This window comes from Sulfitobacter sediminilitoris, assembly GCF_010667575.1.
Classification (GTDB): domain Bacteria; phylum Pseudomonadota; class Alphaproteobacteria; order Rhodobacterales; family Rhodobacteraceae; genus Sulfitobacter; species Sulfitobacter sediminilitoris.
In genome coordinates this window covers 285,647-312,501 of record NZ_JAABNT010000005.1, presented here as the reverse complement: position 1 = coordinate 312,501, position 26,855 = coordinate 285,647, and the positions used below count along the sequence as shown (strand labels likewise).

At 56.8% G+C, this 26,855-nt stretch carries 26 protein-coding genes, 1 tRNA gene and 2 pseudogenes; 10 read left to right on the top strand and 19 right to left on the bottom strand.

The genetic code is table 11. From position 1 onward, the window contains the following. Positions 1 to 353: pseudogene (locus tag GV827_RS23380) on the top strand (hypothetical protein); the annotation flags it as partial. A 252-nt stretch (positions 354 to 605) separates the two neighbouring features. On the opposite strand, the gene GV827_RS10960 reads toward GV827_RS23380, so the two are convergent. From GV827_RS10960 to GV827_RS10945, 4 genes are all read right to left on the bottom strand, one after another. Then, positions 606 to 806 (bottom strand): helix-turn-helix transcriptional regulator, encoded by a 201-nt coding sequence (locus GV827_RS10960; RefSeq protein WP_164353837.1) that lies wholly within the window; start codon positions 804 to 806, stop codon positions 606 to 608. Between the two features lie 183 nt (positions 807 to 989). Further along, positions 990 to 1,066 (bottom strand) — tRNA-Arg (locus tag GV827_RS10955). Between the two features lie 58 nt (positions 1,067 to 1,124). Beyond that, positions 1,125 to 1,589 carry a GNAT family N-acetyltransferase gene (locus GV827_RS10950; RefSeq protein WP_164353836.1) on the bottom strand — a complete coding sequence of 155 codons (465 nt, stop codon included), beginning with the start codon at positions 1,587 to 1,589 and terminating at the stop codon, positions 1,125 to 1,127. Next, positions 1,577 to 1,888: an ETC complex I subunit gene (locus GV827_RS10945; protein WP_164353835.1), complete on the bottom strand. Its 312-nt coding sequence runs from the start codon at positions 1,886 to 1,888 to the stop codon at positions 1,577 to 1,579. Before GV827_RS10945 ends, GV827_RS10950 begins: the two co-directional genes overlap by 13 nt. A gap of 165 nt (positions 1,889 to 2,053) precedes the next feature. Between GV827_RS10945 and GV827_RS10940 the strand changes: the two genes are divergently transcribed. The 4 genes from GV827_RS10940 (at position 2,054) to GV827_RS10925 (ending at position 5,930) form a co-directional block, all read left to right on the top strand. Next, positions 2,054 to 2,338 carry an antifreeze protein gene (locus GV827_RS10940; RefSeq protein WP_164353834.1) on the top strand — a complete coding sequence of 95 codons (285 nt, stop codon included), beginning with the start codon at positions 2,054 to 2,056 and terminating at the stop codon, positions 2,336 to 2,338. Between the two features lie 101 nt (positions 2,339 to 2,439). Further along, a complete protein-coding gene (gene uvrB, locus GV827_RS10935; protein ID WP_164353833.1) occupies positions 2,440 to 4,644 on the top strand; it encodes an excinuclease ABC subunit UvrB in 2,205 nt (734 codons plus the stop codon). 284 nt (positions 4,645 to 4,928) lie between these two features. Continuing rightward, the gene (locus tag GV827_RS10930) at positions 4,929 to 5,114 is read left to right on the top strand and encodes a PLDc N-terminal domain-containing protein (protein WP_164353832.1); all 186 of its coding nucleotides are present in this window, start codon (positions 4,929 to 4,931) and stop codon (positions 5,112 to 5,114) included. Positions 5,115 to 5,258: 144 nt separating this feature from the next. Further along, complete coding sequence (locus GV827_RS10925; RefSeq protein WP_164353831.1) at positions 5,259 to 5,930, top strand: hypothetical protein; 672 nt, start codon at positions 5,259 to 5,261, stop codon at positions 5,928 to 5,930. 29 nt (positions 5,931 to 5,959) lie between these two features. On the opposite strand, the pseudogene GV827_RS10920 reads toward GV827_RS10925, so the two are convergent. The 3 genes and pseudogenes from GV827_RS10920 to GV827_RS10910 form a co-directional block, all read right to left on the bottom strand. Next, positions 5,960 to 8,248: pseudogene (locus GV827_RS10920) on the bottom strand (right-handed parallel beta-helix repeat-containing protein). 219 nt (positions 8,249 to 8,467) lie between these two features. Beyond that, positions 8,468 to 8,881: a DUF4864 domain-containing protein gene (locus tag GV827_RS10915; RefSeq protein ID WP_164353830.1), complete on the bottom strand. Its 414-nt coding sequence runs from the start codon at positions 8,879 to 8,881 to the stop codon at positions 8,468 to 8,470. A 59-nt stretch (positions 8,882 to 8,940) separates the two neighbouring features. Continuing rightward, positions 8,941 to 10,521 (bottom strand): lysine--tRNA ligase, encoded by a 1,581-nt coding sequence (locus GV827_RS10910; protein ID WP_164353829.1) that lies wholly within the window; start codon positions 10,519 to 10,521, stop codon positions 8,941 to 8,943. A gap of 127 nt (positions 10,522 to 10,648) precedes the next feature. On the opposite strand from GV827_RS10910, the gene GV827_RS10905 reads away from it, so the two are divergent. Beyond that, the gene (locus tag GV827_RS10905) at positions 10,649 to 11,071 is read left to right on the top strand and encodes a tellurite resistance TerB family protein (RefSeq protein WP_164353828.1); all 423 of its coding nucleotides are present in this window, start codon (positions 10,649 to 10,651) and stop codon (positions 11,069 to 11,071) included. On the opposite strand, the gene dacB is transcribed toward GV827_RS10905, so the two are convergent. After that, the gene (gene dacB / locus GV827_RS10900) at positions 11,072 to 12,574 is read right to left on the bottom strand and encodes a D-alanyl-D-alanine carboxypeptidase/D-alanyl-D-alanine endopeptidase (RefSeq protein ID WP_164353827.1); all 1,503 of its coding nucleotides are present in this window, start codon (positions 12,572 to 12,574) and stop codon (positions 11,072 to 11,074) included. It lies immediately after the preceding gene. Positions 12,575 to 12,660: 86 nt separating this feature from the next. On the opposite strand from dacB, the gene GV827_RS10895 reads away from it, so the two are divergent. Further along, positions 12,661 to 13,485: a DMT family transporter gene (locus tag GV827_RS10895; protein WP_164353826.1), complete on the top strand. Its 825-nt coding sequence runs from the start codon at positions 12,661 to 12,663 to the stop codon at positions 13,483 to 13,485. Here GV827_RS10895 and GV827_RS10890 read toward each other — a convergent pair. The 3 genes from GV827_RS10890 to GV827_RS10880 form a co-directional block, all read right to left on the bottom strand. Further along, on the bottom strand, positions 13,477 to 14,079 hold the full coding sequence (locus GV827_RS10890) for a nicotinate-nucleotide adenylyltransferase (protein WP_386331450.1): 603 nt from the start codon (positions 14,077 to 14,079) through the stop codon (positions 13,477 to 13,479). The genes GV827_RS10895 and GV827_RS10890 overlap by 9 nt on opposite strands. Before the next feature lie 66 nt (positions 14,080 to 14,145). Continuing rightward, a complete protein-coding gene (locus tag GV827_RS10885) occupies positions 14,146 to 15,696 on the bottom strand; it encodes an alanine/glycine:cation symporter family protein (protein WP_164353825.1) in 1,551 nt (516 codons plus the stop codon). Positions 15,697 to 15,712: 16 nt separating this feature from the next. Further along, positions 15,713 to 16,153 carry a universal stress protein gene (locus tag GV827_RS10880; protein WP_164353824.1) on the bottom strand — a complete coding sequence of 147 codons (441 nt, stop codon included), beginning with the start codon at positions 16,151 to 16,153 and terminating at the stop codon, positions 15,713 to 15,715. 410 nt (positions 16,154 to 16,563) lie between these two features. Here GV827_RS10880 and ettA point away from each other — a divergent pair, with 410 nt between their 5' ends. After that, positions 16,564 to 18,219, top strand: coding sequence for an energy-dependent translational throttle protein EttA (gene ettA / locus GV827_RS10875; protein WP_164353823.1), 1,656 nt, complete (start codon positions 16,564 to 16,566; stop codon positions 18,217 to 18,219). 628 nt (positions 18,220 to 18,847) lie between these two features. Here the strand turns inward: ettA and GV827_RS10870 are convergent. Continuing rightward, on the bottom strand, positions 18,848 to 18,985 hold the full coding sequence (locus tag GV827_RS10870; protein WP_164353822.1) for a hypothetical protein: 138 nt from the start codon (positions 18,983 to 18,985) through the stop codon (positions 18,848 to 18,850). A gap of 298 nt (positions 18,986 to 19,283) precedes the next feature. On the opposite strand from GV827_RS10870, the gene GV827_RS10865 reads away from it, so the two are divergent. Beyond that, on the top strand, positions 19,284 to 19,490 hold the full coding sequence (locus tag GV827_RS10865; RefSeq protein WP_067293393.1) for a cold-shock protein: 207 nt from the start codon (positions 19,284 to 19,286) through the stop codon (positions 19,488 to 19,490). Between the two features lie 95 nt (positions 19,491 to 19,585). On the opposite strand, the gene GV827_RS10860 is transcribed toward GV827_RS10865, so the two are convergent. Beyond that, the gene (locus GV827_RS10860) at positions 19,586 to 20,536 is read right to left on the bottom strand and encodes a response regulator (protein ID WP_164353821.1); all 951 of its coding nucleotides are present in this window, start codon (positions 20,534 to 20,536) and stop codon (positions 19,586 to 19,588) included. 473 nt (positions 20,537 to 21,009) lie between these two features. On the opposite strand from GV827_RS10860, the gene GV827_RS10855 reads away from it, so the two are divergent. Further along, positions 21,010 to 21,561, top strand: a complete 552-nt coding sequence (locus GV827_RS10855; RefSeq protein ID WP_164353820.1) for a L,D-transpeptidase — start codon at positions 21,010 to 21,012, stop codon at positions 21,559 to 21,561. A 112-nt stretch (positions 21,562 to 21,673) separates the two neighbouring features. On the opposite strand, the gene GV827_RS10850 is transcribed toward GV827_RS10855, so the two are convergent. From GV827_RS10850 to GV827_RS10825, 6 genes are all read right to left on the bottom strand, one after another. Further along, on the bottom strand, positions 21,674 to 22,666 hold the full coding sequence (locus GV827_RS10850; protein WP_328823140.1) for a DMT family transporter: 993 nt from the start codon (positions 22,664 to 22,666) through the stop codon (positions 21,674 to 21,676). 189 nt (positions 22,667 to 22,855) lie between these two features. Further along, positions 22,856 to 23,851, bottom strand: a complete 996-nt coding sequence (locus tag GV827_RS10845; protein ID WP_164353854.1) for an ABC transporter substrate-binding protein — start codon at positions 23,849 to 23,851, stop codon at positions 22,856 to 22,858. Positions 23,852 to 23,913: 62 nt separating this feature from the next. Then, complete coding sequence (locus tag GV827_RS10840) at positions 23,914 to 24,756, bottom strand: ABC transporter permease (RefSeq protein ID WP_164353819.1); 843 nt, start codon at positions 24,754 to 24,756, stop codon at positions 23,914 to 23,916. Further along, entirely contained in the window at positions 24,753 to 25,673 is a 921-nt protein-coding gene (locus tag GV827_RS10835) for an ABC transporter permease (protein ID WP_164353818.1), read from the bottom strand. The genes GV827_RS10840 and GV827_RS10835 overlap by 4 nt, the downstream gene beginning before the upstream one ends. Next, positions 25,670 to 26,122, bottom strand: a complete 453-nt coding sequence (locus GV827_RS10830) for a GNAT family N-acetyltransferase (RefSeq protein ID WP_164353817.1) — start codon at positions 26,120 to 26,122, stop codon at positions 25,670 to 25,672. Before GV827_RS10830 ends, GV827_RS10835 begins: the two co-directional genes overlap by 4 nt. Continuing rightward, positions 26,115 to 26,855, bottom strand: coding sequence for an ABC transporter ATP-binding protein (locus GV827_RS10825; protein WP_164353853.1), 741 nt, complete (start codon positions 26,853 to 26,855; stop codon positions 26,115 to 26,117). Before GV827_RS10825 ends, GV827_RS10830 begins: the two co-directional genes overlap by 8 nt.

Here is a 26,855-nt window from a genome sequence, read left to right as displayed (position 1 = left end):
TCCGCAGCCTACCGAGCCCCGAGCAAACCGCCCGCAACCGCAGGCAGTTCCTCGAACTCATGAAAAACCTGACAGGGCTTCATATTTGCGCCCAAGACGCCGAAAAACGCGAAATCGTCGAAAACGCTTTCTCGAACCGAACTGTCGTACAAAACCACGTTGAATTAGAGCCCTGCGATTGGCTCAAGGTAGTTCATTCCGGCATGTGTGTCTTGGATGGTGGCCTTGATCGGGACACATCTCGAACTGGAGAAAACGAACTTCAAAGCCCAAACAGCGCCTTTGGGAAGCTCTTGGCCTTATTGGACTGCCAGAAACACCATCAGGAGAAGCCACCTGCTGACCGCGATTGATACTCGGATTGCGACAGGATGGCGATCATCAACAATCGAAGTACTTGTCTTTGATGTCGGGGACTACGCGTCGTCTGACTCTCGACGGGCGTCCTCAAAAGAGTATGACCTGCGTGTTCATCCGGATCCTAAATGAAGGCCTATTCTGACCATACCGGCACACATCCGGCGCAGGAACCCGTGGGCAAGGACACACTATTGCAGTCCTGCGAAGGAGGTGACCGAGGTGTGCACCCTCGGCCACCCTGCTCCTTAGTCAGGAGTGTCGGGCGGGGTGTCCCGATTGGCCAGCCGTGCTTCGAGCCACTCCAGCACTTCAGCCTCAACCCAACCCACCCGGTTCGGGCCCAGCTGTACCCGTTTGGGGAATAGGCCTGCCTTCTCCAGACGTGCGACATGTTGCGGCGAGTACAAAACCAGCTCCTTCAGCTGACGCTTCGAAAGTATCCTCATCGCGATCTCTCCTTCATTGAAGAGCATCGCGATGCCCTAGGTTACGACAATGCCTAGGCCGATTGAGAGTAGCCGATGTATGGCTTTGGAGCGAGTCTACAAAGCAAGCTCGAATTTTTGGCACCCATTTGGCACCCAAGACGCAAGAGTTGCACTCAGATAATCCATAAGATATTGATTTAGTGGCGATCCCTGAAGGACTCGAACCCTCAACCTGCTGATTAGAAGTCAGCTGCTCTATCCAGTTGAGCTAAGGGACCGCTGAGTGCGGTTGTCCCTGATCACGTCCAGCTTGGCAAGCCTGTTCGGGATCGTTTCTCAGAGTGTTCTGGTCATATAAATACTCAGCGGATACGGCTTGTAATCCGCGAAGGGCGGGCATTCAGCAAAGCCTTCGGAAAGGTAGAGCGATCGGGCCGGGGAAAACTCCCGCGCCGTACCGGTTTCAAGGCTGAGACGGGTCAATCCCTCTTCCCGCGCCTTGGCTATCAGCGCGAGAAGCATGGCACGGGCCACGCCCTGACCTCGGGCTTCTGACAAGGTGTGCATGGATTTTAACTCCCCATGATCAGGCGCGATCTTCTTTAGCGCCCCGATCCCCAAGAGCACACCATTGCACCGGATCCCCATAAGGGTCACGCCCTCTGCCGCAAAGCGTTGTGGTTGAATGACGTGACAGCCCTCTTCCGGGGTCAACGAACGCATAAGGTCAAAATGACGTTCAAGTACCGTTTGGACGTCGGGCGCAAAGGGGTCTTCACCAGATGGTGTCAGTGCGTCCATGCACCACGCCGGCCGGTTGCAAAATTCTCGCCATAGCCACCGGGTCTGATGTTGGGCTTGCGCTTGTGCGGCTCTTGCACCTGCACATCAATCCCATGTTCGGCAGCATATTCCATGGCCGCTTCTTTCGTCTCGAAACGCAGACGTACCTGAGAATCCATATCCGAAGACGACGTCCACCCCATCAACGGGTCAACCTCACGTGCCTGCGACGGAGCAAACTCAAGCACCCAATGATGGGTCTTCGCCGTGCCAGACGACATCGCGGTGCGGGCAGGTTGATAGATGCGTGCGTGCATGGTGGCCTCATTGCATAACTCTGCCTGTCTTATCTATTATTCACGCGCTTGGAGCAAGGGTGGCTGACCAGTGAGATACCATCTGAATTCACAGCGTCCGCCTGTTATCAGCTTGACTATGCTGCACTGCAGCATAGTTTGTCGATTGATAATGGAGCAGCCATCTTGAAACACCTTGATCTTTTCAGCCTACACATGCGGGTCACGACCCTGATGATCGAGACGCAAGCCGTCGTGGTTTTGCGCCTGATGGGGATGGCCGGTATCATTCCAGCACATCATGGCGAAAACCACCTTATGGTCAGCGAAAAAGGTCCAGCTATGGCGCAGGCCTTTACAGAGGCAAGTATGGCCATGATGGCAGGCAAGCAGCCCGATCAGGTATTCAGCGCCGCAATGGATCCCATAAGCAAGCGCGTGAAGTCGAACCACAAGCGGCTGACCCGCTAACGCCTCTGCTGTTGCCAGAATCTGGCAGTAATCCGCGCTGTCACCTTGAATGACTGGCAAAAAGCGACAACTTGTGGGGTAACCTCCAAGGAACCGCTGCCATGCCCTACGCCCAGACCGACAGCTCTGAAGCCACTCAAGTCCTATCCAATCCCGCCCCTGATGTGCGCAACCGGGAAAAGCTGGAAGGTGGTAAGACCTTCAAGCTTAGGACTGAGTTTGAACCGGCCGGCGACCAGCCTAAAGCAATCAAGGAGTTGAGCGCAGGGGTGCTGGACGGTGACCGCGATCAGGTGCTGTTGGGGGCGACCGGTACGGGCAAAACGTTCACCATGGCCAAGGTGATCGAGGAAACGCAGCGGCCTGCAATCATCCTTGCCCCGAACAAGACGCTTGCCGCGCAGCTTTATGGTGAGTTCAAGGGGTTTTTCCCCGACAACGCCGTCGAGTACTTTGTCAGCTACTACGACTACTATCAGCCCGAAGCCTATGTTGCGCGGTCCGACACCTACATTGAAAAAGAATCCCAGATCAACGAACAGATCGACCGGATGCGCCACTCGGCGACACGCGCGCTTTTGGAACGTGACGATGTGATCATCGTTGCCTCGGTTTCGTGCATCTACGGTATCGGGTCGGTCGAAACCTACGGGGCCATGACCCAAGACCTAAAGGTCGGAAAAACGTACGATCAGCGCAAAGTGATCGCAGACCTTGTCGCGCAGCAATACCGCCGCAACGATCAGGCGTTTCAACGGGGTGCATTCCGGGTACGCGGTGATTCACTGGAGATCTTCCCTGCCCACCTTGAAGACCGTGCATGGCGGCTGTCTTTCTTCGGGGAAGAGCTGGAAGGCATTACCGAATTTGATCCGCTGACAGGTGAGAAAACGGGCACGTTCGAACAGATCCGCGTCTATGCTAATTCCCACTACGTGACGCCCAAGCCGACGATGCAGCAAGCCATCATCGGCATCAAGAAAGAGCTGAAGATCAGGCTCGACCAGTTGGTGAGCGAGGGTAAACTGCTTGAGGCCCAGCGACTGGAGCAGCGCACAAATTTCGATTTGGAGATGCTGGAGGCGACCGGTGTCTGCAACGGCATCGAAAACTACTCCCGCTACCTGACGGGGCGCGCACCCGGTGAGCCGCCCCCGACCCTCTTCGAATTCATCCCCGACAATGCGATTGTGTTTGCGGACGAAAGCCATGTTTCGGTGCCTCAGATCGGCGGCATGTACAAGGGCGACTACCGCCGCAAGTTCACGCTGGCCGAACACGGGTTTCGCCTGCCCTCTTGCATGGACAACCGCCCGCTCAAATTCGAAGAATGGGACGCCATGCGGCCGCAGTCGGTCTTTGTTTCCGCAACCCCTGCGGCCTGGGAAATAGAGCAGACCGGCGGCGTTTTCACCGAACAGGTCATTCGCCCTACTGGACTGCTGGACCCCGAAGTGGAAATTCGCCCCGTAGAAATGCAGGTGGATGATCTGCTTGATGAGGTACGTAAGGTTGCCGCCGATGGTTATCGTACCCTGTGTACCACATTGACCAAACGAATGGCCGAAGACCTGACCGAATATATGCATGAACAGGGCATCCGCGTCCGCTACATGCATTCCGATATCGACACCATTGAACGGATCGAAATCCTGCGCGATCTGCGGCTGGGGGCTTTCGACGTGCTGATTGGGATCAACCTGCTGCGCGAGGGCCTGGATATTCCCGAATGCGGGCTGGTTGCCATTCTGGACGCTGACAAAGAAGGCTTCCTGCGCTCGGAAACGTCCCTCATTCAGACCATCGGCCGGGCGGCACGGAATGCCAAAGGACGGGTGATCATGTACGCCGACCGCATCACCGGCTCGATGGAGCGTGCACTGGCCGAGACCAACCGCCGACGTGCCAAACAGATCGCCTACAACGAAGAGCACGGGATCACACCTGAGACCGTGAAGAAAAACGTCGAAGATATTCTGGCAGGTCTTTACAAAGGCGACACTGATCAGGCGCGCGTCACGACGCAGATCGATCAGAAAATGGCTGGCTCGAATATGCAGGCAGTTCTTGACGGTCTGCGCGCGGACATGCGGAAGGCAGCGGAGAACCTCGAATTCGAAGAAGCCGCCCGCCTGCGGGACGAAGTCAAACGGCTTGAGGCCGTCGATCTGGCAATCGCGGATGATCCGATGGCCCGACAATATGCGGTTGAGAAAGCCATCGGCGACGCACAACAGGCGTCTGGACGCAGCACCATGGGGCGCGGGGGCATGCGCGGCGGGGTAAAGCGCCGAAAGAAACGGTAAGGATCCGGCCTGCCGGTAGCTTTGCTGCATTGGCTGGTCAAAGCACATTAAGATGGGGGCTCGCATTCCCGACGCCAAGCCGTCTGGACTTAAGAAGCTCGCGGTATCAGACAAACTGACCGATGACCGCGGCAGGCCATTTCAGTCGGTCTCGATCGCCCTGTTTGCCGTAAATGCGCTTGCGACTGACACGCGGGCGGCGAAATCGCATCTACAAGAATTTCGGAACTTTCCCTGTGCAGCTTAGTTTGTCTGACAACAGTAGCACACATCGGAGAACCACAATGGAATATGGCATTCTCGGCCTCATCATCCTCATCGCGAACATTTATGCGATCTATCAAGTCCTCACGTCGGGCGCCTCTGGTCTGGCAAAAATCGTCTGGACAGTTGTGATCCTTGTACTGCCCGTCCTTGGCCTGATCGCATGGCTGATCGCCGGTCCACGCGGTGGCGCTGTTCGCGTTTAACCGACGGAACATAGGAGTAGGAAAGGTCCGCTGCTTGATACGGCGGGCCTTTTTCGTGTCCTCGCAGCAGCACCATTAAGATAACACCACTCCTGTTAACTATTTGTTAACGTTCTGTTTCAATCCTCCCCCCCAGGAGGCGTCATGAAACCATTTTTCCTAACTTGTCTGACTTTACTGTACTTTCTTCCCTCTGCATCGCAGGCAGGCGCTTGGCTTCGCGAGACGGGAACCGGGTTTGTTTCTCTGTCATTTGGTGCAACCCGGCTCAGCGATACGACAAACGCGCTTTATCTTGAGTATGGGCTGACAGAAAATATGACAATCGGCCTTGATATCAGCGCATTTACCAACAGCCAGGATGTACGCAACGGCTTTGGGAACCTGTTCATTCGCCGCAACCTTGGCCCAACCACGGGTCCACATCGTTTCGCCTATGAGGTCGGCATTGGCGGGCTTTGGGGCAGTGATATGCGGCTACCAACAGTAAAAACGGGCGTATCTTGGGGATATGGTTTTACTCAGAATGACAGGCCGGGATGGGTAAACCTCGATGTCGCGTATATTTATGAACCTGAAATGGGCCAGCACATCGCCAAGCTGGACGGCACATTGGGCCTTAATCTGACTGATTTCACCGCCGGTTTGCTCGAATTTACCCTGTCCGAACAAAACAATGATGCCTACGGCGCCGTCATGCCAGCATTGCTGTTCAAGCCGAAAGGACGCGCGTTCAACGTGAAAGTTGGGGCTGAAATCCCCTATAAAGAAACGGAGAAGTCAGCCCTCAAGCTCGGTCTCTGGCATCGATTCTGACCGCGATTACCACCAGCGGCATCTCTCAATCAGCGGCTGTCCATACGGATCGTTGCCTGTACGCGTCCGCGAACCGCCGATGGCCAAACCAGCTGAATTTGATCCCGGTTCGGTCCCCATGCAGTATCCGCATATGGCACGTCGTACTGACGTACGTTGTTGGAATTGCGAATACCACCTATCGCCATGACGCTATCAACGGTCGCCGCCTCGCCACCAAATGGTAACTCATCAGCCGCGTCTATGATCCAGGCATTGGCCTCTGTGGTCTGCGTGTAATCAACCAGCGCCGGGTTGGCGACCTGAATGCTGATACCAAGATATGAATTGCCATTCATTTCCACGTTTTTGCACCTCGACATGTCAAGATCAGCAAAAGTCGTATCCACCCTGTCTACCCTGTCTATCAAACCGTTCAGCGTTCGGAAACGATTACCCGTGATCGCCACACCATTCAGGAAGTGCCCCGCCCCATGCGGCTTGACAACAATATAGCTGAACCAAGGGGCGACGTCGCCCGAAAGAAATACATTATCCGTCACGCTCAACGCGCTGAATGAAAAACCGGTCGTGAACTCCGGGGTAGGATCGTGTTCATTTGTCCACTCAATAAAGCAGTTGTCGATGTAGTTGTTTGAAATAATCGTTCCAGGCGAATTGCTGGCCAGAATGATACCGGCGGACCTTATACCATCGACAACATTGTCCCCCTGAAAGAAGTGGTTACCGGTAAAGATGTTGTTTGACCCGCCAAGCAGGCCAAAATGACGGAACCGTGTGGCACGATTATTGCGGATTTTTGCATCGTTGGTGTTCGTGTTGAATCCAATCGTGCGTCGCGCAGGCACGCTTAGTGCATCTTCCGCTGACAGGAACTGACACCGGTCAACAAGTATACCCTGACAGCCTGTACCGATTGAGGTGATCCCACGGTCAGCCGGACGGCTGACAAAGCAGTCGCGCACGGCAAAAGTGATCCCGCCCCGTGCCAACATGACACCGCTGCACCGATCATTGCACTGGAACTCAATATCAGCCATCACGAATTTGCTGAGCGATGCGAAGCCACCAAAATCGATGATGTATTTGAACCGGCGGAATGTATAATTCTGACGGCCTTCCGCGTCATAAAGCGGCTTGTTCAGCGTGATCTCCTGGCGCCCGATGTCCTTGTCGCGGACATATACCTCGCGGCCAACGCCGGTGCCTTCGATCAGCGACCCAATAGGAATGCTTGCCACGTTGGTTACATCGGTCAACGTGCGGGAATTGCCGGGCGAATACGTCGCTGCCGATGTGTACACATCCGTGTTCCACGCAGCACTCGCCGCCGCTTCAAGCTGTCCATTTCGGATCACCCGGCGCGTGGCGTAAGAGGTGCGGTCTGGCACCGCCGCCTGCATGTCCAAAGGCTCGGTCACATTCACCTTGCGCCCGTCCATATCCAGCGCCTCATGATCTGCATTGTTCAACAGGGCCTGAAAGGCCTTCTTGAAAGCCAGTTCCTCGTTCTCAAAAGCCTCAATGTACGTGGGCAAATCAAAGTTGCGCCGCAACAGCAGCACCGCCGCATCCGGCATGGTCACCCGACCTTCAAATTTCACAGGCGTGTCGATCGTTACATCGTTATTCAGACGAAAAACGCCGGCAGGGATGAACATAGTCCGCCCATTCGCGGCTGCATTGGCTGCTTCAAACGCGGCGGTGTTGTCCGTCGATCCGTTACCGATTGCCCCGTAGTCCGTGACATCCACCAATGACACCAGGTCGCGCAGAAAAACCGATGTGACGTCCTCGACCTGAATATCATCCACCCGGACGATCCCGCCATTCGGCCCAACCAGATCGATCCCGAAATGCCCGTAGACAGGTTCGGTTCCCCAGACCATGTCCACGCCCCCACGTGCACCCGTTCCGACAATCGCGCTGATCTCGACAACCTCCCCGTAGCTTTCCAGCGTCGTGAAGAAAGAAAACTCCTGAAGCCCGTTCACCCGGGTGCCGTTACCGCGAGCTGGAAAGCCCGCAATCCGAACAGAAGGCAAGTTTCCACTGATCGCTTTGACCCGCGCGCTGATCCGCAAATAGCAGCCCGGCAAAAGTGGCGTCTGCCCCATGAACCGCTATTGCTGAGTGTTCTGCGTCTTCAACAGTTCCAGTGCCCCGCCAAAGTCCTGATCAGCGGCGACCAACAAGGCATTGGCTGCGTTTTCGTAAGTATCCGATCCGGGCGTGCCGTCTCCGCTTGACCACACGTCCAAGCCTTCGGTGAACGGAGTTGGCATCAGCACCAAGCCATCAGTAATCGCCTTGTTCATCAATAATCCCTTTCCGCAGAGCAGGGCACCTGATGGTGCCGACACTCTGACTGATTGCCCATGATCCCGACGCGTGTCGGCTCAGGGGCAGGGAAGTATCAATGATCCGTTAATCACTGCTAATGGGACCGGTCGGTGCTGCTCGCAACACCTACCCCCTAAAACAAATCGGCCCACCAAAAAAAGGCGGGCCGTATTCTGCAAATCGTTTGGCAAGGCTCAGGCCGCCGCGGCAGGGGCCTCCAGTATTTGCACACCGCCAATACGCCAGCCTTCTTCGGTCTGCTGCATCCGGTACAGCAACAGATGGGTAAAGCCCTTCTCATCGACAATCTGCACTTTCTGCCACATGGAGCCTCCGTGCTCCTCAAGCTCAAGGTACTGCACATCCGCAGGTCTCCAGACCATGGGATACCCTGTGGTCACCATGCGTTGAAAATTCTGTGGCGATTGAAACATCCGCCGCAACGTAGGTGTCGCGTAGGTAAAGGCCTGCTCAAAATCGTCGGCCTTGAACGCCTCGATCTGGTTGCTGATCGTCCCCTGAATGTCCCCTTGCTGCGCTGCTGCCCCAAAGGCCAACATTAGGGACACCAAAGCCCCACCAAGCGTACTCAACACCAATTTCAACATTTTCTTCTCCCTGCGTGGACCTCCCAGAGATAATCCAAGGGGCACGCAGGGCAAGAAAATCAGGCAGCTATCAGCTTTCCATCCAACGCATCGTCGATCAGCTCGATCGTTTCGTCCACGCCATAAAGCGCAATGAAACCGCCAAAGCGCGGCCCCTGAGACGCGCCCAACAACACTTCGTAAAGTGCTGTAAACCAGTCCCTCAACGGCTCGAACCGCGGCTTTCCGACTGCGAAAACCATGCTTTGCAGTGCCTCAGCGTCCAGCCCGCCGTCCCACGCCTTCAGCTTGTCACGCAACTCTTCCAGCGCTTCCCGCTCCAGGTCACTAGGCGCACGGAACACCTTATGGGGCTTCACAAAGTCATTGTAGTACCGCACCGCATGTCCTGCCGCCGCATCCATGCCGGGGTTCTTTTCCGCTGACGCCTCAGGCGCATAGCGCTGAATGAACCCCCACAACTGCGACTTGTCCTCAGCCGAAGACACCGATGCAAGGTTCAACAACATCGAGAATGGCACAACCATATCCGAAGCTGGCACATCACCCCCGTGGATATGCCAAACCGGGTTGTTCAACCGCCCCTTGGCATCCTGCGTCTCATAAGCCCGCAGTTGCTGGTGATATTCATCCACCGCCTTTGGGATCACGTCGAAATGCATCCGCTTTGCCGTCTTCGGTTTCTGGAACATGAAATACGACAGGCTCTCGGTGCTGGCATAGGTCAGCCACTGGTCAATCGAAATGCCATTGCCCGAAGACTTCGAGATCTTCTGCCCGTTCTCATCAAGGAACAGCTCGTAGCTGAAATGGTTTGGCTTCTTGCCGCCAAGGATCTCGCAAATCCGGTCGTAGATCGCCGTATTCGTCGCATGCTCCTTACCGTACATCTCGAAATCCACGTCCAGTGCGGCCCAGCGCGCGCCAAAATCGGGCTTCCATTGCAGCTTCACGTTGCCGCCGGTGACAGGCAGGGTCATCTCGGTGCCGTCATCATCGTCAAAGGTGATCGTGCCATCCTTCGGATTTACCTCCTTAATTGGCACGTACATCACGCGGCCCGTCTGCGGATGAATGGGCAGGAAGATCGAATAGGTCTGCCGCCGCTCCTCACGCAGGGACTTCAGCATTACCGCCATGATCTCGTCGTACCGTTCCGCCGCGCGCAACAGAATCTCGTCGAACTGGCCAGAACGATAGTATTCCCGCGCGGAATAAAACTCGTACTCGAACCCGAACGTATCAAGGAACCGGCGCAGCATCGCGTTGTTGTGATGCCCAAAGCTCTCGAACTCCCCAAAAGGATCAGGCACCGATGTCAGCGGCTTGTGCATATGTTCTGCCAGCATCTCCTGCTGGGGCACATTGCCGGGCACCTTGCGCATCCCGTCCAGATCGTCCGAAAAACAGATCAGCTTCGTCGGAATGTCCGAAATCTCTTCGAACGCCCGTTTGATCATCGTCGTGCGCAACACCTCACCAAACGTCCCGATATGGGGCAGCCCTGACGGGCCATAGCCCGTCTCAAACAGCACATACCCCTTCTCGGGTGGTGCTTTGGCGTAGCGTTTCAATACCGCACGGGCCTCTTCAAAAGGCCACGCCTTGCTGGTCATTGCCGCATCACGCATCTCAGACATCTGGATCATCCATTTTCTTGCCAAATCGCGCCCCATGCGCGCTGGCTGCGCGTGTACCTATTGCGTACCCTCGGGTGCGTCAATATTCTGCACCGCAACATATAAAACCCAAAGGACGCCCCCCGTCATGAATGATACCTTCTCTCTGTCGCTCAGTGCGCAGGACAGTCTCGTCGCTCTGATGGTTGCGGTGTCCGCCTCGGACGAGGATATTAGAACGGCAGAACTGATCAAGATTCAGTCGGCTGTGAACATCCTTCCGATCTTTGCAGGTTATGACAACGACCGACTAAGCGTGATCAGCAAGACAGTGTTTGACCTTTTTGAGCAGGAAGATGGCCTTGATGCCCTGTTCGGTCTGATCCGAGAAGCATTGCCAGAACGGCTATACGAGACAGCCTATGCGCTGGCCTGCGATGTTGCCGCTGCGGATGGCACCTTGGAGGAAGCAGAATTGCGCCTGCTTGAAGAAATACGCTACGAGCTTGAGATTGACCGTTTGCACGCTGCCGCCATCGAACGCGGTGCACGCGCCAGACATCTCAGCTGATCAGGCTTCCGCCACCCCATATAGGGCGTCCCAACGTTCAATCAGACCCTGTTGCACCCGCTTGGCCCGCCTGTTCCATGTCCGCGCACCGGGTGGTGCCTCACGCTCTTCGCGGCGGATCTTGGCCCGTGCATCGGCGTCAACGGCAAAGATCGCGAATGCCATCTCACGCCCGTCTTTTGCCGTGATATAGCCTGCCAGGGTCGACACGAAATTGAGTGTGCCGGTTTTGGCATCAACCGCGATTTCCTGCTCTTTCACAGGTCTGCCCTGTCCATCCCTAAAGCCAAATTTCTTCAGGATCGGCCGAAAGTCCTGACCTTGCATCGCGACAAGCGCTTTCGTCATGTCCAGCGCAGTCAGGCGGCTGTCATCGCCCAGCCCTGAATGATCGACCAGCTTCGGCGCTGTCACGTTCAGCGCATTCGTCGCCCAACGGTTCATTTCCGCTGCAGAAGCTTGCAGGTTCGCAACCTGCCCCACCCGCCGGAGCGTGGCGGCCAATCCCACCATTTCCGCCGTGAGGTTGGTTGAAAAGCGCAGCATGTCGCGCAAAATGCCACGCAGATCGCCGCTCTGATGTCGCACGCAAACATCAATCGGGGGCAGCGTGTCGCTGATCTCTGGCTTGCGAAGCCGAATGCCATGCGCACCCGCAAGTGTGGCGAACACTTCACCAGCATAGAGACCCGGCTTGCGCACCGGCAACCACCTCGCCCCACCACGCCCCAAAGCGCCACGCGCCACCGTCCATTGGTCCCGCCCGTTCCGATCCGCATAGGTGTAAACAGGTGTTGCGCGGTTCTCGATGCGCATCGCGGCCATTGTCACATCGGGGCGATATTTTTTTGACCGCCCGTCCATCGTGACCGCGTAATCACTCCCGGTGCGCTTCCATTCAAAATGAACTCGATTGTAGTTCAACGCGATGCCGCTGACTGCCGGATTATAGCCTACGTGATCAGGCTGCGCAGGATCAATCTGTCGCATGATGGGCAGCCCGGCCTCATACACCTTGAACTTGCCCTTCACCCCATGGATCCCGGCCTCTTTCAACGCCGATGCCATCACGGCCAGGCCATCGGTGTCCAGCGTCGGGTCACCGCCGCCGATCAGCAACAAGTCGCCCTGCACTTCACCATTCTTCACGCCCCCGGTTGCTGCCAGCAACGTCTCAAAACGATGGTCCGGGCCGAAGGTGTCCAACGCATAAAGGGCGGTCACCGCCTTTGTCACACTTGCAGGCGGCGTGCCCACCTGCTCGTCCTCACACTCTAGCCACGCACCGGTCTTTGCATCGGCAAGCGCAAAAGCAACCCGGCCCGACAAATTCTGCGCCTGAATGATCTGATCAGGGCCCGGAACGGCCCGTTTGAAGAAATCAGGCGCCCGAATGACAGGCCGCAAAGACGCCGTTGGTGGCGCCGCCAAGGCCGCCCCGCCTGTCAGAGCGCATGCCGCTGCCGTGCTCAGAAATTTGCGCCGTGAGAGTGATTTGCTCATATGGCAAGTTAAATCGCACCACCGGCGCAGGTACAAGCGCCATGCAATCACATTTGCACTGACAATCCTCCATGTTAAGCGGCGCCATGCAACGTGCTGTCCTTATCATGTTTTTCGCCATGTCCATGATCCCCGCAGGGGACAGTGCCGGCAAGATGATGACCTCGACATTGGGCGTCGCGCCGGTATTCGTTGCGTGGTCGCGCTTTGCAGTTGGCACCATTCTGGTGCTGCCCTTCCTGACCCCCGGTACCTTTGCATTGTTTCGCGACTGGCGCGTCTGGCTGCGCGCCGCGATCCTTGCCTGCGGCATTACATCAATACAAACAGCCTTGCAGACAGCGGATGTAGCGACAGTATTTGCCGCGTTCTTCATCGGCCCGATGTTTTCTTATGTTCTCGCCACAATATTTCTTCGCGAACCTGTGACACCCGTGCGAAGCGTCCTGATTGTGCTTGGATTTGGCGGCGTTCTGCTTGTCGTACGCCCCGGAATAGGAGGTGACACCGGGGTACTCTGGGCTGTTGCAGCAGGGATGTTCTACGGCGCATTTCTGACGATGTCGCGCTGGCTGTCCGGGATTGGCACACCAATTGCGCTGACCTTCAGCCAACTGTCGATCAGTGCGGTCTTGCTGCTGCCATGGGGTCTTCTGCACTTGCCCCCGGCAACACTGCCCATCGCGGGTCTCACGTTTGCCTCGGCTTTCTGTTCGATGCTGGGCAACCTGATGCTGCTTTACGCCTACCGCATTGCTCCGGCAACGAAACTTGCACCACTCGTCTACTTTCAGCTGATTGCCGCGGTCATCTTGGGATGGACCGTTTTCGGCGATCTTCCCGACACCTACACTTGGGCCGGCTTAGCCATAATCCTGATCACAGGCCTCGCCTCAACCCGGCTACGCTGACCATGCCCCGCTCGCGCGGATCGCGGTCGATGAAACATTGATCATCGGAAGGTTTACAAAACACCACGCAGGCGGCTGTGATCTTGCCAGCAGATGACCAAAACGCCCGGGTATTCTGTATGGCGCATAAAGCGTTGCAGCACGGCTCATCCGCGCCGAAAGTCGCTGCCCCGGGCGGGCCAATACACCAATCGGCACGGTATCAATAATCTCCTGCCAGTCCTGCCAAAGGTGGAACTGCGCCAGATTGTCGGCCCCCATGAGCCATACAAAATGCACCCGGGGATAAAGCGCCTGCAGCTTACTCAAGCTCTGTGCCGTGTACCGCGTACCGAGACGCGCCTCGATATCTGTCACCTCGACACGGGGGTGCCTCATCACTTGCCGCGCGTGTATTAGTCGCTCCTCAAGCGGTGCTGGCCCACGTTCTTTCAGCGGGTTACCCGGAGAAACAAGCCACCACACCTTGTCCAGCCCGAACCGCTTGAGCGCCTCGCGGGTGATGTGCACGTGGCCTTGATGAGCCGGGTCGAACGACCCGCCCAATAAACCAACCACCTGTCCCGGCGCGGCATAAGGCATCTGATGGCGCAACAAAATCGGCCCCCGAATTGCTTCAGGGGCCGAAAGGAGGGGCATAAGGCCCCGATGTCAACGGTTTCAGTGACCGTGCTTGACGATCTCTCCCGACTTCAGCCGTGCGAAATAGCTGTTCATCTCGCGCTTCACGATCGGCATCAGGAAATACAGCGCGGTGATGTTGACCACTGCCATGGCAAAGATCATCGCATCGGAAAAATCGATGACCGCGCCAAGATTGGCCGCAGCCCCCACGATAATGAAAAAGCAGAAGATCAACTTGAAGATCAGCTCCTTCGTCTTGCCCTCACCAAAGAGATACGTCCAGGCCTTCAAGCCGTAATAGGACCATGAGATCATTGTCGAGAAGGCAAATAGGATCACCGCAAGGGCCAGAACGTAAGGGAACCAGCTAAAGCCAGTGGCAAAAGCTGCCGATGTCAGGGCGACGCCTGACACGCCATCCACTGTCTGGATCGATGTGCCTGCTTCGTTCAGAATGAAGTTGCCCGTCGCTGGGTCCATGACCAGCGTGCCGGAAATCGTGATCACCAGTGCCGTCATCGTACAGATCACGACCGTATCAATGAAAGGTTCCAGCAAGGAAACTACTCCTTCGGTCACAGGCTCTTTCGTCCGCACGGCAGAGTGGGCAATCGCGGCAGAGCCAACGCCCGCCTCGTTTGAAAATGCTGCCCGCTTGAACCCTTGGATCAACGCACCAACAAAGCCGCCCGCAACGCCAAGGCCTGTAAAGGCACCGGCAAAGATTTGGCCGAAGGCCCAGCCGATCTGGTCGGCGTTCACGATCAGAATGACCAGTGCCGCAAGAACATAGAGGATACCCATGAACGGAACGACCTTTTCAGTCACCTGAGCGATCGACTTGATACCACCCACAATGACCATGAACACGACAGCAGCAAAGATCACACCCGTGATCAACCCTGAGAAATCGCCGGTGATCTGCGTGATCTGCGCGTGCGCTTGATTGGCCTGGAACATATTGCCCCCACCCAGCGCGCCACCGATGGTAAAGATTGCAAACACCACGGCAAGGAAAGCACCGCCGGGGATGCCACGCTCCTTGAAGCCTTTCGTCATGTAATACATCGGTCCGCCCGAAACGGATCCGTCAGCATATTCGTTCCGGTACTTCACGCCCAGCGTACATTCGGTGAACTTGGACGCCATACCCAGCAGACCTGCAAGGATCATCCAGAACGTCGCCCCCGGCCCACCAATACCAACGGCGACAGCCACACCGGCAATATTACCAAGGCCGACAGTACCCGACAGCGCGGTGGTCAACGCCTGAAAGTGGCTTACCTCACCGGCATCATTGGGATCCGAATAATCCCCCCGAACCAACGAGATCGCATGCCCGAAAGCCCGCAACTGGATAAAACCAAAGTAAATGGTAAAGATCGACGCTGCGACCACCAGCCATAGAACGATCCAGGGAAAGTTCGTTCCCGGCAAGTTCATAAAGATTAGGTTCACAAACCAGCCTGTTGATCCAGCAAAGATGTCGTTCACCCGTTGATCAAGGCTTACCGCATCCTGAGCGGCTGCAAGTGTCGGCAGGCTGAGCGCGGTTGCGACCAGCCCCGTTCCAAATAATTTGTTCATTTTTGCACCCTCAATTTCACGGAATAATCGTGACTGGGACACTGGCGGATGCCGCCAGACGACCTGTAACACCACCGAAAACACGCTCTTTGATCCCGCGCGCGCCGACCCGGCCCACCACGATCTGTGAGGCATTGTGCTTCTTGGCCACCGCATCGAGGATATCTGCCGCATCTCCGTGCTGAACGATTCCGACGACGTCGTGCCCTGCGGCTTCAGTGTCTTTCACAGCGGGGTCCAGCACACGTTCATGTGCCAGTTTCAACTCTTCCTCGCGGCGCTTGTGGCGCTGTTCGTTCTCTTCCGGCGTCTGGAATGTGAATGGCGACCATTCGATCACGTAGCAAATCGCGATTGTACAATCCCCGATCTGGTTGGCCTGGTTTTTAGCAAAAGCAAGCGCACGCGCCCCGGCCTCCGACCCGTCCAGACCCACAACAATTGTGGTTTTTGACATGTTTGTTCCCTATTGTCCCTTTGCGAGCAGCCCCCTGCCCATCCGGGCACCTGCATCGCAGCTTGTTACCCTGCGCCCTGCCCGCACAGCGGAACAACCACAGGTTAGAGAAAAGTGTAACAAAATGTCGCGGGTCATATCGACTTATGATTACGAGTATCGCGGTCGAAATCACGCAATCGCGCAGATCTCCCAGTCAAAAATCCCGCCCACGCTTTGAACCAAGGCCACCTGCATTTTGGCTCAGACCTGCCAGCTTGATGTGATTCAAACAATCCGAAGTGACACCACCCGCCTGAAGTCGACCTCCAGCGCCCGTTCAGCGTGCTCCCCGAAAGCCGCAAGTTGATCTTGCCTCATCTGCGGGATATTGCGGTTTGAAACCTCATTGAACAGACAGGATTCCGACCATGGCCGCCTATCAGTACGTTTACCATATGTCCGGTGTCTCCAAGACCTATCCGGGTGGCAAAAAGGTGTTTGAGAACATCAACCTGAACTTCCTGCCGGGTGTGAAGATCGGTGTCGTCGGCGTGAACGGCGCGGGTAAATCCACGCTGCTGAAAATCATGGCCGGTCTCGACAAGGACTTCTCGGGCGAGGCCTGGGCGGCCGAAGGCGCGAAAGTCGGCTATCTGCCACAGGAGCCAAAGCTCGATCCGAACCTAACGGTGCGCGAGAACGTCATGCTCGGCGTGGCCGAAAAGAAAGCGATCCTCGACCGCTACAATGAACTTGCGATGAATTACTCCGACGAAACGGCCGATGAGATGGCCAAGCTTCAAGACGACATCGACGCGCAGAACCTCTGGGACCTCGACTCACAGATCGACGTCTCCATGGAAGCGCTCCGTTGCCCACCCGACGATGCGGACGTGACATCCCTCTCTGGTGGTGAAGCGCGCCGCGTTGCCCTTTGCAAGCTTTTGCTCGAAGCGCCCGACATGCTGCTCCTCGACGAACCGACCAACCATCTGGATGCCGAAACCATTGCGTGGCTGCAACAGCACCTCATCGACTACAAGGGCACGATCCTGATCGTTACCCACGACCGCTATTTCCTTGACGATATCACCGGCTGGATTCTCGAACTCGACCGGAGCCGGGGCATTCCCAACGAGGGCAACTACTCCGACTGGCTGGAACAGAAGGCCAAGCGGCTGTCGCAGGAAGCGCGCGAGGACAAGTCCAAGCAAAAGACGCTGGAGCGCGAACTTGAATGGATGCGGCAGGGCGCCAAGGCACGGCAGGCCAAGTCCAAGGCCCGGATCAACGCCTATAACGAACTGGCCGAACAATCCGAGCGCGAAAAGCTGAGCCGCGCCCAGATCGTCATCCCCAACGGCCCGCGCCTGGGTAGCAAGGTGATCGAGGTTAACGGTCTCAAGAAACACATGGGCGACAAGCAGTTGATCGAAGACCTCAGCTTCTCCCTGCCCCCCGGCGGCATCGTCGGCGTGATCGGCCCCAACGGCGCGGGTAAATCCACGCTGTTCAAGATGCTGACAGGTCAGGAAAAGCCCGACGCAGGCACCATCGAATACGGCGACACGGTTGACCTGTCCTACGTCGACCAGTCCCGCGACGACCTGAACCCGGACGACACGGTTTGGGAGGCGATCACAGGTGGTGCGGAACTGATCAAGCTGGGCGATGCCGAGGTGAACTCCCGCGCCTATTGCTCGTCCTTCAACTTCAAGGGCGGGGACCAGCAGAAGAAAGTGGGCCTGCTGTCAGGCGGCGAACGCAACCGCGTCCACATGGCGCGGCTGCTGAAATCCGGTGGCAACGTGCTGCTGCTTGACGAACCGACCAACGATCTGGACGTGGAAACGCTGCGCGCACTGGAAGACGCGCTGGTCGATTTCGCGGGCTGCGCCGTGGTCATCTCGCACGACCGTTTCTTCCTCGACCGGATCTGTACGCATATCCTGGCCTTCGAGGGCGAGGCGCATGTGGAGTGGTTCGAGGGCAACTTCGAGGACTACGAAGAGGACAAGAAGCGCCGGCTGGGGGCGGATGCGCTGGAGCCCAAGCGGTTGAAGCATAAGAAGTTTGTGCGTTGAAAGGCTTGCTCTTCAACGGGTGCGAGGCAGCGTCTGCATAGCAGATGCGTTCGAACTCCCTTCATATTTTCAGCGACAATGACCAAATTTGCCAGTGGCAGCGGGAGGTTGAAAAACTACCGCGTGCCGGCCTAGCAGCCCCCTCATAAGGGCAACTGCGAAACCGCCCCGAAACTGCAAGCGGTTAGCGGCGCTGTGTCGATCCTTAGCCGGGATCGGTTAAGGCAGTCCTACTTTTGACTGGGGGCCAACTCACCCCCACTTTGAGACTGGGATAGCTGTCGAAATGGTAGCTCCAAGTGATCATAGGAGCACACCGGACCGCCATCTAAGGGGCAGTATACAAGTACTGAGCGAGTGAAATCGCTCGACCGGTCGAGTATCGCAGAGGCTAAACCCATGCGTTTCTTGACTAGGATGAAAGGGCGAGCGGCACATCGCGACATTGTCGCAACTGTGGCACTCTTGCTGATGATTGTAGACCTGTTTCTATGACATTGGGCGGTCTTCGGACCGCCCTTCCTTTTAGTAAATCCCCCAAACACCAAAGGGCGCCCCTGCGGACGCCCTCCAATCTCATCATACTGCTGCGCCACCCACCCAGGTCACCGGATGGAAAGCGAACCAATCAGGATTTCTTCTTCTCATCGGTTTTGTCCGACGTGCCGTGATCGGGCGCTGAATGATCCGTCTTGGCCTTTTCAGACTTCGGAGCATCCGCTGCGGCTTGCATCGGTACGGATTTAGGCAGGTCCTTGAAGGACATGATGGTATTCCCTTTGTGCGTCAGGGGATTATCCCCTGACCCTGCCTACATGGGGTCGCGGGCCGGATATTGTTAGAAGCTGACACGAAAGCGATCAGGCGCCCCTGCCCCCGACCGGCGGCTTCCCGCCAAATGCCCCGCACACCCCTTGCGCGAAACCCGCTCAGCCCCTATATCAATCGTTGCTAATGTTATTCTACCTCGACCCCTGTCTCCCTCATACGGCGCCACGATCGATTAGAGCGACCACGCCGGGCCATCGCACAAAGCGGATGGCACCTATCTAGGAGACACGACTATGGCCACAGGCACAGTCAAATGGTTCAACACAACTAAAGGCTTCGGCTTTATCGCACCCGATGGCGGCAGCAAGGACGTATTCGTCCACATTTCCGCTGTTGAGCGGGCGGGCCTCACAGGTCTGGCAGACGATCAGAAGGTAACCTTCGACATCGAAGCCGGCCGTGACGGCCGTGAGAGCGCGACAAACATCGCTCTTGCCTAAATAAAAGCGATCAGGGGAATGCATCCGCATCCCCCTGATCCCACCCAGACACTCGACGTCAGACGGCTCTCAATCCGCCAGACACGAGGCCCAATTCATTCAGCAGCAATCGCGTAACCGACGCTCATGTCATCCGCCTCCATGGCGGTGAAATCATTCAGCGCGTTGTGCAGATGATCCCCGGCAGATCGGCCCGACCACAGACGCTGCTCGGACAGCGCCGTCATGCGCAACACCGGCGGCTTTTCTGCTTCGCAGCGTGCTTCATCCCAGTTTGCCAGCAGGGTCGCTGTAGCCTTGGCATGGATATCCTCGCAGTTAAGCCGCGCGCGGCCCATCACGATTCCTGCAAAGCGACCGTTACCCGCATAGGCCAGTTTCCATGACATGCCGTCCAGTGCCTGTGCGGCAGCATCGGCAACGTGTTCAAGATGCTGGCGGAAGGCCGGGGCTGAGACATGCTCATGCACATCGCGCAGGCCCTCGACATCAAGTGAGAAGAGATGCATCGCGTAGCAGCCCTGAGGCAGACGCAGCAGGTCGTTCTCCATGGTTTTCAGGTCTGTCACACCCTCGGCCTGAAGCGCCAGCGCCTCATCAAAGCGGATACGCATCTTGGCAGTCATCTCGGCCAGCGTGTGCTGGGCCTGACGTTCGCGCAGCATGCTGTCATTCAGCATGGAGGCCGTGTTGATCCGTGCGCCCAGATCCAGACCATTAAGCGGTTTGGTCACAAAGTCGGTCGCCCCGGCATAAAATGCGCGGCCCATCAGGTTGGGCTCACGGCTTGCCGTGATAATGATGATCGGCGTGGTTCGATATTCGGTCACCTGACGGATGTTGTCGCACAACTCGATCCCGTCGATGCCCGGCAACATGATATCAAGCAAGAAACAGTCAAAGGGATTGATGTCAGTTTCCATCACGTCGATGGCTTCTTCGGCAGATTCGCAGCACACCAGTTCGCAGTTCATTTCATCGGTGGTCAGGGCGTTCCGCAGAAGGTCCAGAACAACGGGGTCATCATCAACAGCCAGAATACGCATTTTACTTCCTCTCAGTATTTCGGGCTATGCCCAAACCCCCACGGTTTTATTGCATCCTGAAAACCGCACGATTGCGGGCAGCATTGTGGCCAAGAAAGGACATTTTTGCGAACCTGAGTTTTTTTCGGCTCAACTTTGTCGAGAATGTGCCGCCTCAAGTCGTAGCCTCGTGAACCATCCGGCTTTCCGCCTCAATTCGCCAAATTGTTGAACAAATCCGAGTTTGAGCCCTTTCAGCTGTCTTGCTGGCACCCTCAACCCGTGAATCACCTCAATCGGAGCAGTTGGCAGGTGCCGTACTTCTGTCTTGATCACACGTGAATTTCACGCAGGCTGTTCCGGTACATGGCTTAAGACACGACAAATTGACTGGCCCCTCGGCAACAATGGGGCGAATTCTGGCATCTCAGGGTTGATAATGAGGACAGCTTTGCGAAAATACGACTTCTGCAATCTGAATTATGGAGCATTCCATGCACCGCCGTACATTCCTTGTCAGCACCTTGGCCACTGCCGCCCTGCCACAGGTTCTCGCGGCTTCGACCGCCGCATACGACCCGACCCCTCGTGAGGTGTCGATCAAACGTCAGTATCAGCCGGGACAGCTTTTGGTCCTGCCGCGCAGTCACTATTTGTATTATATCACCGCTCCCGGACGCGCGATGCGCTACGGCGTGGGTGTCGGCAAGGCCGGGCTTGAGTTCACCGGCACCGCAACAATCGCCGTCAAAAAGGAATGGCCGACATGGCGTCCGACGGACGAGATGATCGAACGTGACCCGCAGGCTTACAAACGTTTCATCGGCAACACCGAAGCACAGCCCGGCGGCCCGGACAATCCGCTCGGCGCGCGGGCGCTGTATCTCTTCGAAAATGGACGCGACACATATTTCCGCATTCACGGCACGACCCAGCCCGGCACAATAGGGCGCTCGGTCTCAAACGGTTGTATCCGTATGATCAACGAGCATGTGATTGACCTTTATGAACGTGTGCCGGTTGGAACCAAGGTGACGGTCCTCTGAGCTACGGCCATCATAGATCGAAATCAGAGCCGCTCTCAGAGCGGCTCTTTTCTTGTCGGCAACCGATCTCCTGATTGCACCTGCGCACCACATCCTACCTCGATTGCTCAAATCAGTATCGGCGATGCACCCGTTTCTTCACCAAGGGGCGGTTCTTGCGCCGTTCGCGGAAGAACACGAACAGCCCTGAAGCGACGATCAGAACAATCCCCGTTACAATCGCAGGCCCAGGCAATTCCCCCCACAACATCCAGCCCCAGAAAACGGCAAGGGGCAGTCCGACATATTCAAACGGGGCGATCGTAGCAGCCGAGGCAAGCCTGTACGCCTGTGAAAGCGCATATCCGATTATCGCCGCATTCAACCCAAGCCCCCAAAAGAGATACCAGTCGCTGTCCTGTGGCCAGACCCATTCCCTTAACAGAAAGATCAGACTTTCGTTGGTCAGCCCTTCGGCAAAACGTCCGTCACCCGCAAAAATGAAGAAGCCAAGACTTACGACGATGAACATGGATTGGATGTAGACGGCCAACGCAGATGCTTTCGAAACCACACCCAGTTTTCTGGTCATGATCTGGTTCAAAGCGTAAGTTGTAGCCGCCAAGACGGGCAGCAACAGAACCAACCTGTTAACTTCACTCTCTTCTGCAGACTGCCAAGGCCGCATCATGATGACCACACCAACAAATCCGACAATCACTGCGCCCATTCTGAGTGGGCCGACTTTTTCACCCAGCAAAGGGATAGAGAAAAGCGTGATCATCAACGGTGCGACGAAGAACAACGCTGTCGCATCCGCAAGCGGTATGACCGCAAGTGCCGTAAAGAATGTCATGTTCGACACGACGACCAACAGGCCCCGTATGATGTGAAGCATTGGCGTCTTGGTCCGAAGGATCCCGAAACCGCCCTCGTATTGCACCAGCATGAGACTGAACACGATGCCTATCGCAGACCGGATGAACACCATCTGGTGCAGGGGGTAGTCACCAGACAATTGCTTGATCAACATATCATTGATCGAGATCGCAACCATGCCGACCAGAATAAAAGCGATACCGCTTGTGGCACTGCTGCCTGCGGGTGTGACTGCTTGAGATTGCACTGTTAAGGCTCCAAATCCTCACCGTGGCTTAGCATGCTCTCCGCGCTGGTGGAGCCCTGTTTCCGACTTCTTGCAGTATTGCTCACCGGATCTCTTCGCGTCCGCCGGCCTGCGCGACCGAGCCGGCTTCAGCCAAAATGAAAAAGGCCGGTGAATTACACCGGCCTTCGTCGTTTATCTAAACAAGGCTCAGTTCAGCGCTTTGTCCGTGATGTCATGTGTCCAGGCACCTTCAGGCTGCTTGGTGATGACCGGATCGGAACCACCGGCCAGCAGCGTATCAACTGTACGTTGGAAATCCGCCTCTTCCAGCGAACCATCGGAACCTGCGGTCAGTTTTGCGATCTCACCCATCATGCGGACCTGATGTGCCTCTGTCTGTGCACCGGTCTCGTCATTATCCAGTACAATCTCCGCGGCCTCGCCCGGGTTGGCTTCAGCGTACTTCCAACCTTTCATAGAAGCGCGCACAAAGCGCGTCATCTTGTCGACGAACACTGGGTCTGAAAGGTTCTCTTCCAGCACATAGATGCCGTCTTCCAGCGTGGCCACGCCCATGTCCTCGTACTTGAACGTCACAAGCTCGTCCTCAGAGACACCTGCATCCAGCACCTGACCGTATTCGTTGTAGGTCATGGTCGAAATGCAATCTGCCTCACGCTGAAGCAGCGGATCGACGTTGAAGCCCTGCTTGAGGACCGTCACACCATCCTCACCGCCATCGGTTGAGATACCTTCCTGAGACATCCATGACAGGAATGGATATTCATTCCCGAAGAACCAGACGCCAATTGTCTTGCCCTTGAAATCCTGCGGACCGGTGATGCCCGTGTCCTTCCAGCAGGTCAGCATCAGGCCGGATGACTTGAACGGCTGCGCGATGTTGACCACCGGCAGACCCTTTTCCCGGGCGGCCAGCGCCGAGGGCATCCAGTTCAGCATGGCGTCGGCCCCGCCACCTGCCAAGACCTGCGGCGGTGCGATGTCAGGACCACCGGCAAGGATCTCGACCTCAAGACCCTCTTCTTCGTAGAAACCCTTGTCCTTGGCCACGTAATAGCCTGCAAACTGTGCCTGCGTGACCCATTGCAATTGCAGCGTGACCGAATTGGCGTGTCCATCAGCAAACGCAGGTGCGCCACCCAATCCAGCGGCAACTGCTGCTGCCATCATCATTTTCTTCATCATGGTACTTCCCCTTTTGTTGGTTAGTCGTCTCATAAGCGTCTCGTTTTCCAAGACCGTTCTTATCTCTGTGACGGATGCCAGAAGGTCACCCGCTTCTCGATCAGTGTCATTACTCCATAAAACGCGCTGCCTGCGAGTGCCGCAATCACAATCTCTGCCCAGACCATATCAAGCGCAAGCTGGCCAAAGCTGGTGGAGATGCGAAAGCCCATGCCCACGGTCGGAGAGCCGAAGAATTCAGCAACAATGGCCCCGATCAGCGCCAAGGTGGTGCCAATCTTGAGCCCGTTGAAGATGAAAGGCATCGCGGAGGGCAAACGTAGTTTCAGCAGCGTTGGCCAATAACCCGCGCCATAGGTCCGCATCAGGTCACGTTGCATCGTTGTGGTATCACGCAGGCCTGCCACTGTGTTCACGAGGATAGGGAAGAACACCATCACGGCGACCACTGCCGCCTTGCTTTCCCAATCACTACCCAGCCATTTGACGAAAATCGGTGCCGTGCCCACGATTGGCAAGGCTGCCATGAAACTGCCCACGGGCAGGATGCCACGCGTCAGGAACTCTGACCGGTCCGCAAGAATCGCCACGCCGAAAGCGGCCAGCGCCCCAATCAGGTAACCCGACATCGCCCCCTTGATGATGGTCTGTTGGAAGTCCGCCCAAAGCCGTGGCCCTTCGGAAATCAGCCGTTCAAAGATCGCTGAAGGTGTAGGCAGGATCACCGGGTTCACCTCGAACCCGCGCACCAGCAGTTCCCAAACAATCAACACCGTGATGCCAAAGATCGCAGGCACCAAGATCTTGACCAAGGTATTATCGGACGACGCGCCGTTGGCCAGCCGCACATTCAGCCACCAGCCAAAAATCCAAATCACGATTGCCGCAACTGCCCAGATCATGATGCCGCCATCCCCATGCGCTTGAGGGTCGCGCGCTCGATCAGACTGAACAGCCCAACCAGCGCCGCTGCGGTGATCGCAGCCGCAATCAGCGCAGCCCAGCTGACCAAAGGCTGACCGTACTGATCTCCTACCAGCATCCGCGCGCCAAAGCCTGCCTTGGCGCCCGTAGGCAGTTCCGCCACGATGGTACCAACAAGCGATGCAGAAATTCCGATCTTGAGCGAAGCAAATAAGTATGGTGTCGAGGCGGGAAGCCTCAGCTTCCAGAACCCTTGCGTGTTCGACGCATGATACGTGCGCAGCAGGTCAAGCTGCATACCATCCGGGCTGCGCAGTCCTTTGACCATGCCCACAACCACCGGAAAAAAAGACAGGTATGCCGCGATCAGCGATTTCGGAAACACCCCCTGTATCCCCATCGACCCCAGCACCACGATCACCATGGGGGCCAGCGCCAGAATGGGAATGGTCTGGCTGACAATCGCCCAGGGCATCACGGACCGGTCCATGACCCGGCTGTAAACGATGCCCACCGCCAGCAGGATACCAAGCCCCGTGCCGATGACAAACCCCAGCAACGTAGGCGCCAGCGTGACCCACCCATGATAGACGAGACTACGTTTGGAGGTGATCTTTTTCTCTACGGTCGTTTTCCAAAGCTCCACCGCAACCTGCTGTGGCGCAGGCAAACGCGGCCGCACAAAGTTATACGTCAGCGGGATCAGATGCGTGTTGCTCAACGCCAAACCTACACCGCTCACCTCCTGCCGGTCCGCAGGTGCCTCTGGCGTGACCATCAGCCCGTCCCGCTGTGCCTGATCGGCAACCAGATGCATGTTCATCGGGATCACGGCCAGCAGCCAAAATCCGATGATCGCGGCGACAACCGTCAGAACGGGCACAACAGACTTCACGCCCGCCACTCCATCCGCAACTCCGGGATGCCGTCACCGCGCCCTTCCGCGCAGCGCTGGACTGTCACAAATCCTTCACGGTGGTAAAACCGATGCGCGTCTACGTTGGCCTCATGCGTCCACAGCTGCACAAAATCGCGCCCGTGTTTGACCGCGTCAATTAATGCCTTGCCGCTGCCTGATCCCGGCTGCGCTGTATAAAGTCCCGCGATCAGGTTATTCTCCCGATCAAGCGAAAGGTATCCATCCACCGGGTCCCCGCTCACCCAGAACTCCCGCTCGGGGATGCCCTTGGCAATCGCATCCGCCAACGTGGCCGGGTCCGGTCCGCCGCCTGGCATCCAAGGGGTCTGTTCCAGCCAACCGCGCACGATTGCCGCACAAGCAGGCGCATCCGAGACCTCGGCCAGCCGCGGCAATGTGATAGTCTTATGCGCAACATCACTCATCCTGATGCCCCGCCCGCAGCCCTTCACGCACCCGGTGCGCAATCTCCAGAAACTCCGGCGTGTCCCGGATATCCAAAGGCCGCTCTTTGGGCAGCGGACTTTCGATCACATCCGTGATCCGCCCCGGCCGCGGCGACATCACCACGATCTTGGTGCTCAGATACACCGCTTCCGGGATCGAATGGGTCACAAAGGCAATCGTTTTCTCCGTCCGCGCCCACAGCTTGAGCAACTGCTCATTCAAATGATCCCGCACGATCTCATCCAGCGCCCCGAAGGGCTCATCCATCAGCAGGATATCCGCATCGAAAGACAGTGCCCGCGCAATCGAGGCCCGCTGCTGCATGCCGCCCGAGAGTTGCCACGGAAACTTCCGCTCAAAACCTGCAAGGTCCACCAGCTCCAGCACGCGCTTCACCCGTTCAGTCTGCTCCGCCTTGGGCACCCCCATGATCTCCAGCGGCAACCGGATGTTCCCGCCGATTGTCCGCCAAGGATATAACCCCGCCGCCTGAAACACGTAGCCATAGGCGCGACTGCGGCGCGCTTCCTCCGGGGAGACGCCGTTGACTGTGACCGTCCCGCCGGTTGGCTGCTCAAGGTCTGCCATGACACGCAGAAACGTAGTCTTGCCACAGCCAGAGGGGCCAATAAAGGAGACGAAGTCGCCTTGGTTGATTTCAAGGTTGACGTCCTTGAGCGCATGGATTGGCCCGTCGTTGGTCTGGAACAT

What these genes read in the sequence shown, in the direction of transcription:
- GV827_RS10960 (WP_164353837.1), bottom strand. Translation starts at nt 806, where the DNA reads ATGAGGATACTTTCGAAGCGTCAGCTGAAGGAGCTGGTTTTGTACTCG.
- GV827_RS10930 (WP_164353832.1), top strand. Translation starts at nt 4,929, where the DNA reads ATGGAATATGGCATTCTCGGCCTCATCATCCTCATCGCGAACATTTAT.
- GV827_RS10845 (WP_164353854.1), bottom strand. Translation starts at nt 23,851, where the DNA reads ATGAAGAAAATGATGATGGCAGCAGCAGTTGCCGCTGGATTGGGTGGC.
- GV827_RS10825 (WP_164353853.1), bottom strand. Translation starts at nt 26,855, where the DNA reads ATGTTCCAGACCAACGACGGGCCAATCCATGCGCTCAAGGACGTCAAC.
- GV827_RS10840 (WP_164353819.1), bottom strand. Translation starts at nt 24,756, where the DNA reads ATGATCTGGGCAGTTGCGGCAATCGTGATTTGGATTTTTGGCTGGTGG.
- GV827_RS10830 (WP_164353817.1), bottom strand. Translation starts at nt 26,122, where the DNA reads ATGAGTGATGTTGCGCATAAGACTATCACATTGCCGCGGCTGGCCGAG.
- GV827_RS10915 (WP_164353830.1), bottom strand. Translation starts at nt 8,881, where the DNA reads ATGTTGAAATTGGTGTTGAGTACGCTTGGTGGGGCTTTGGTGTCCCTA.
- GV827_RS10855 (WP_164353820.1), top strand. Translation starts at nt 21,010, where the DNA reads ATGCACCGCCGTACATTCCTTGTCAGCACCTTGGCCACTGCCGCCCTG.
- GV827_RS10895 (WP_164353826.1), top strand. Translation starts at nt 12,661, where the DNA reads ATGCAACGTGCTGTCCTTATCATGTTTTTCGCCATGTCCATGATCCCC.
- GV827_RS10905 (WP_164353828.1), top strand. Translation starts at nt 10,649, where the DNA reads ATGAATGATACCTTCTCTCTGTCGCTCAGTGCGCAGGACAGTCTCGTC.
- GV827_RS10925 (WP_164353831.1), top strand. Translation starts at nt 5,259, where the DNA reads ATGAAACCATTTTTCCTAACTTGTCTGACTTTACTGTACTTTCTTCCC.
- uvrB (WP_164353833.1), top strand. Translation starts at nt 2,440, where the DNA reads ATGCCCTACGCCCAGACCGACAGCTCTGAAGCCACTCAAGTCCTATCC.
- GV827_RS10865 (WP_067293393.1), top strand. Translation starts at nt 19,284, where the DNA reads ATGGCCACAGGCACAGTCAAATGGTTCAACACAACTAAAGGCTTCGGC.
- GV827_RS10910 (WP_164353829.1), bottom strand. Translation starts at nt 10,521, where the DNA reads ATGTCTGAGATGCGTGATGCGGCAATGACCAGCAAGGCGTGGCCTTTT.
- GV827_RS10945 (WP_164353835.1), bottom strand. Translation starts at nt 1,888, where the DNA reads ATGCACGCACGCATCTATCAACCTGCCCGCACCGCGATGTCGTCTGGC.
- GV827_RS10880 (WP_164353824.1), bottom strand. Translation starts at nt 16,153, where the DNA reads ATGTCAAAAACCACAATTGTTGTGGGTCTGGACGGGTCGGAGGCCGGG.
- GV827_RS10950 (WP_164353836.1), bottom strand. Translation starts at nt 1,589, where the DNA reads ATGGACGCACTGACACCATCTGGTGAAGACCCCTTTGCGCCCGACGTC.
- GV827_RS10860 (WP_164353821.1), bottom strand. Translation starts at nt 20,536, where the DNA reads ATGCGTATTCTGGCTGTTGATGATGACCCCGTTGTTCTGGACCTTCTG.
- dacB (WP_164353827.1), bottom strand. Translation starts at nt 12,574, where the DNA reads ATGAGCAAATCACTCTCACGGCGCAAATTTCTGAGCACGGCAGCGGCA.
- GV827_RS10870 (WP_164353822.1), bottom strand. Translation starts at nt 18,985, where the DNA reads ATGTCCTTCAAGGACCTGCCTAAATCCGTACCGATGCAAGCCGCAGCG.
- ettA (WP_164353823.1), top strand. Translation starts at nt 16,564, where the DNA reads ATGGCCGCCTATCAGTACGTTTACCATATGTCCGGTGTCTCCAAGACC.
- GV827_RS10885 (WP_164353825.1), bottom strand. Translation starts at nt 15,696, where the DNA reads ATGAACAAATTATTTGGAACGGGGCTGGTCGCAACCGCGCTCAGCCTG.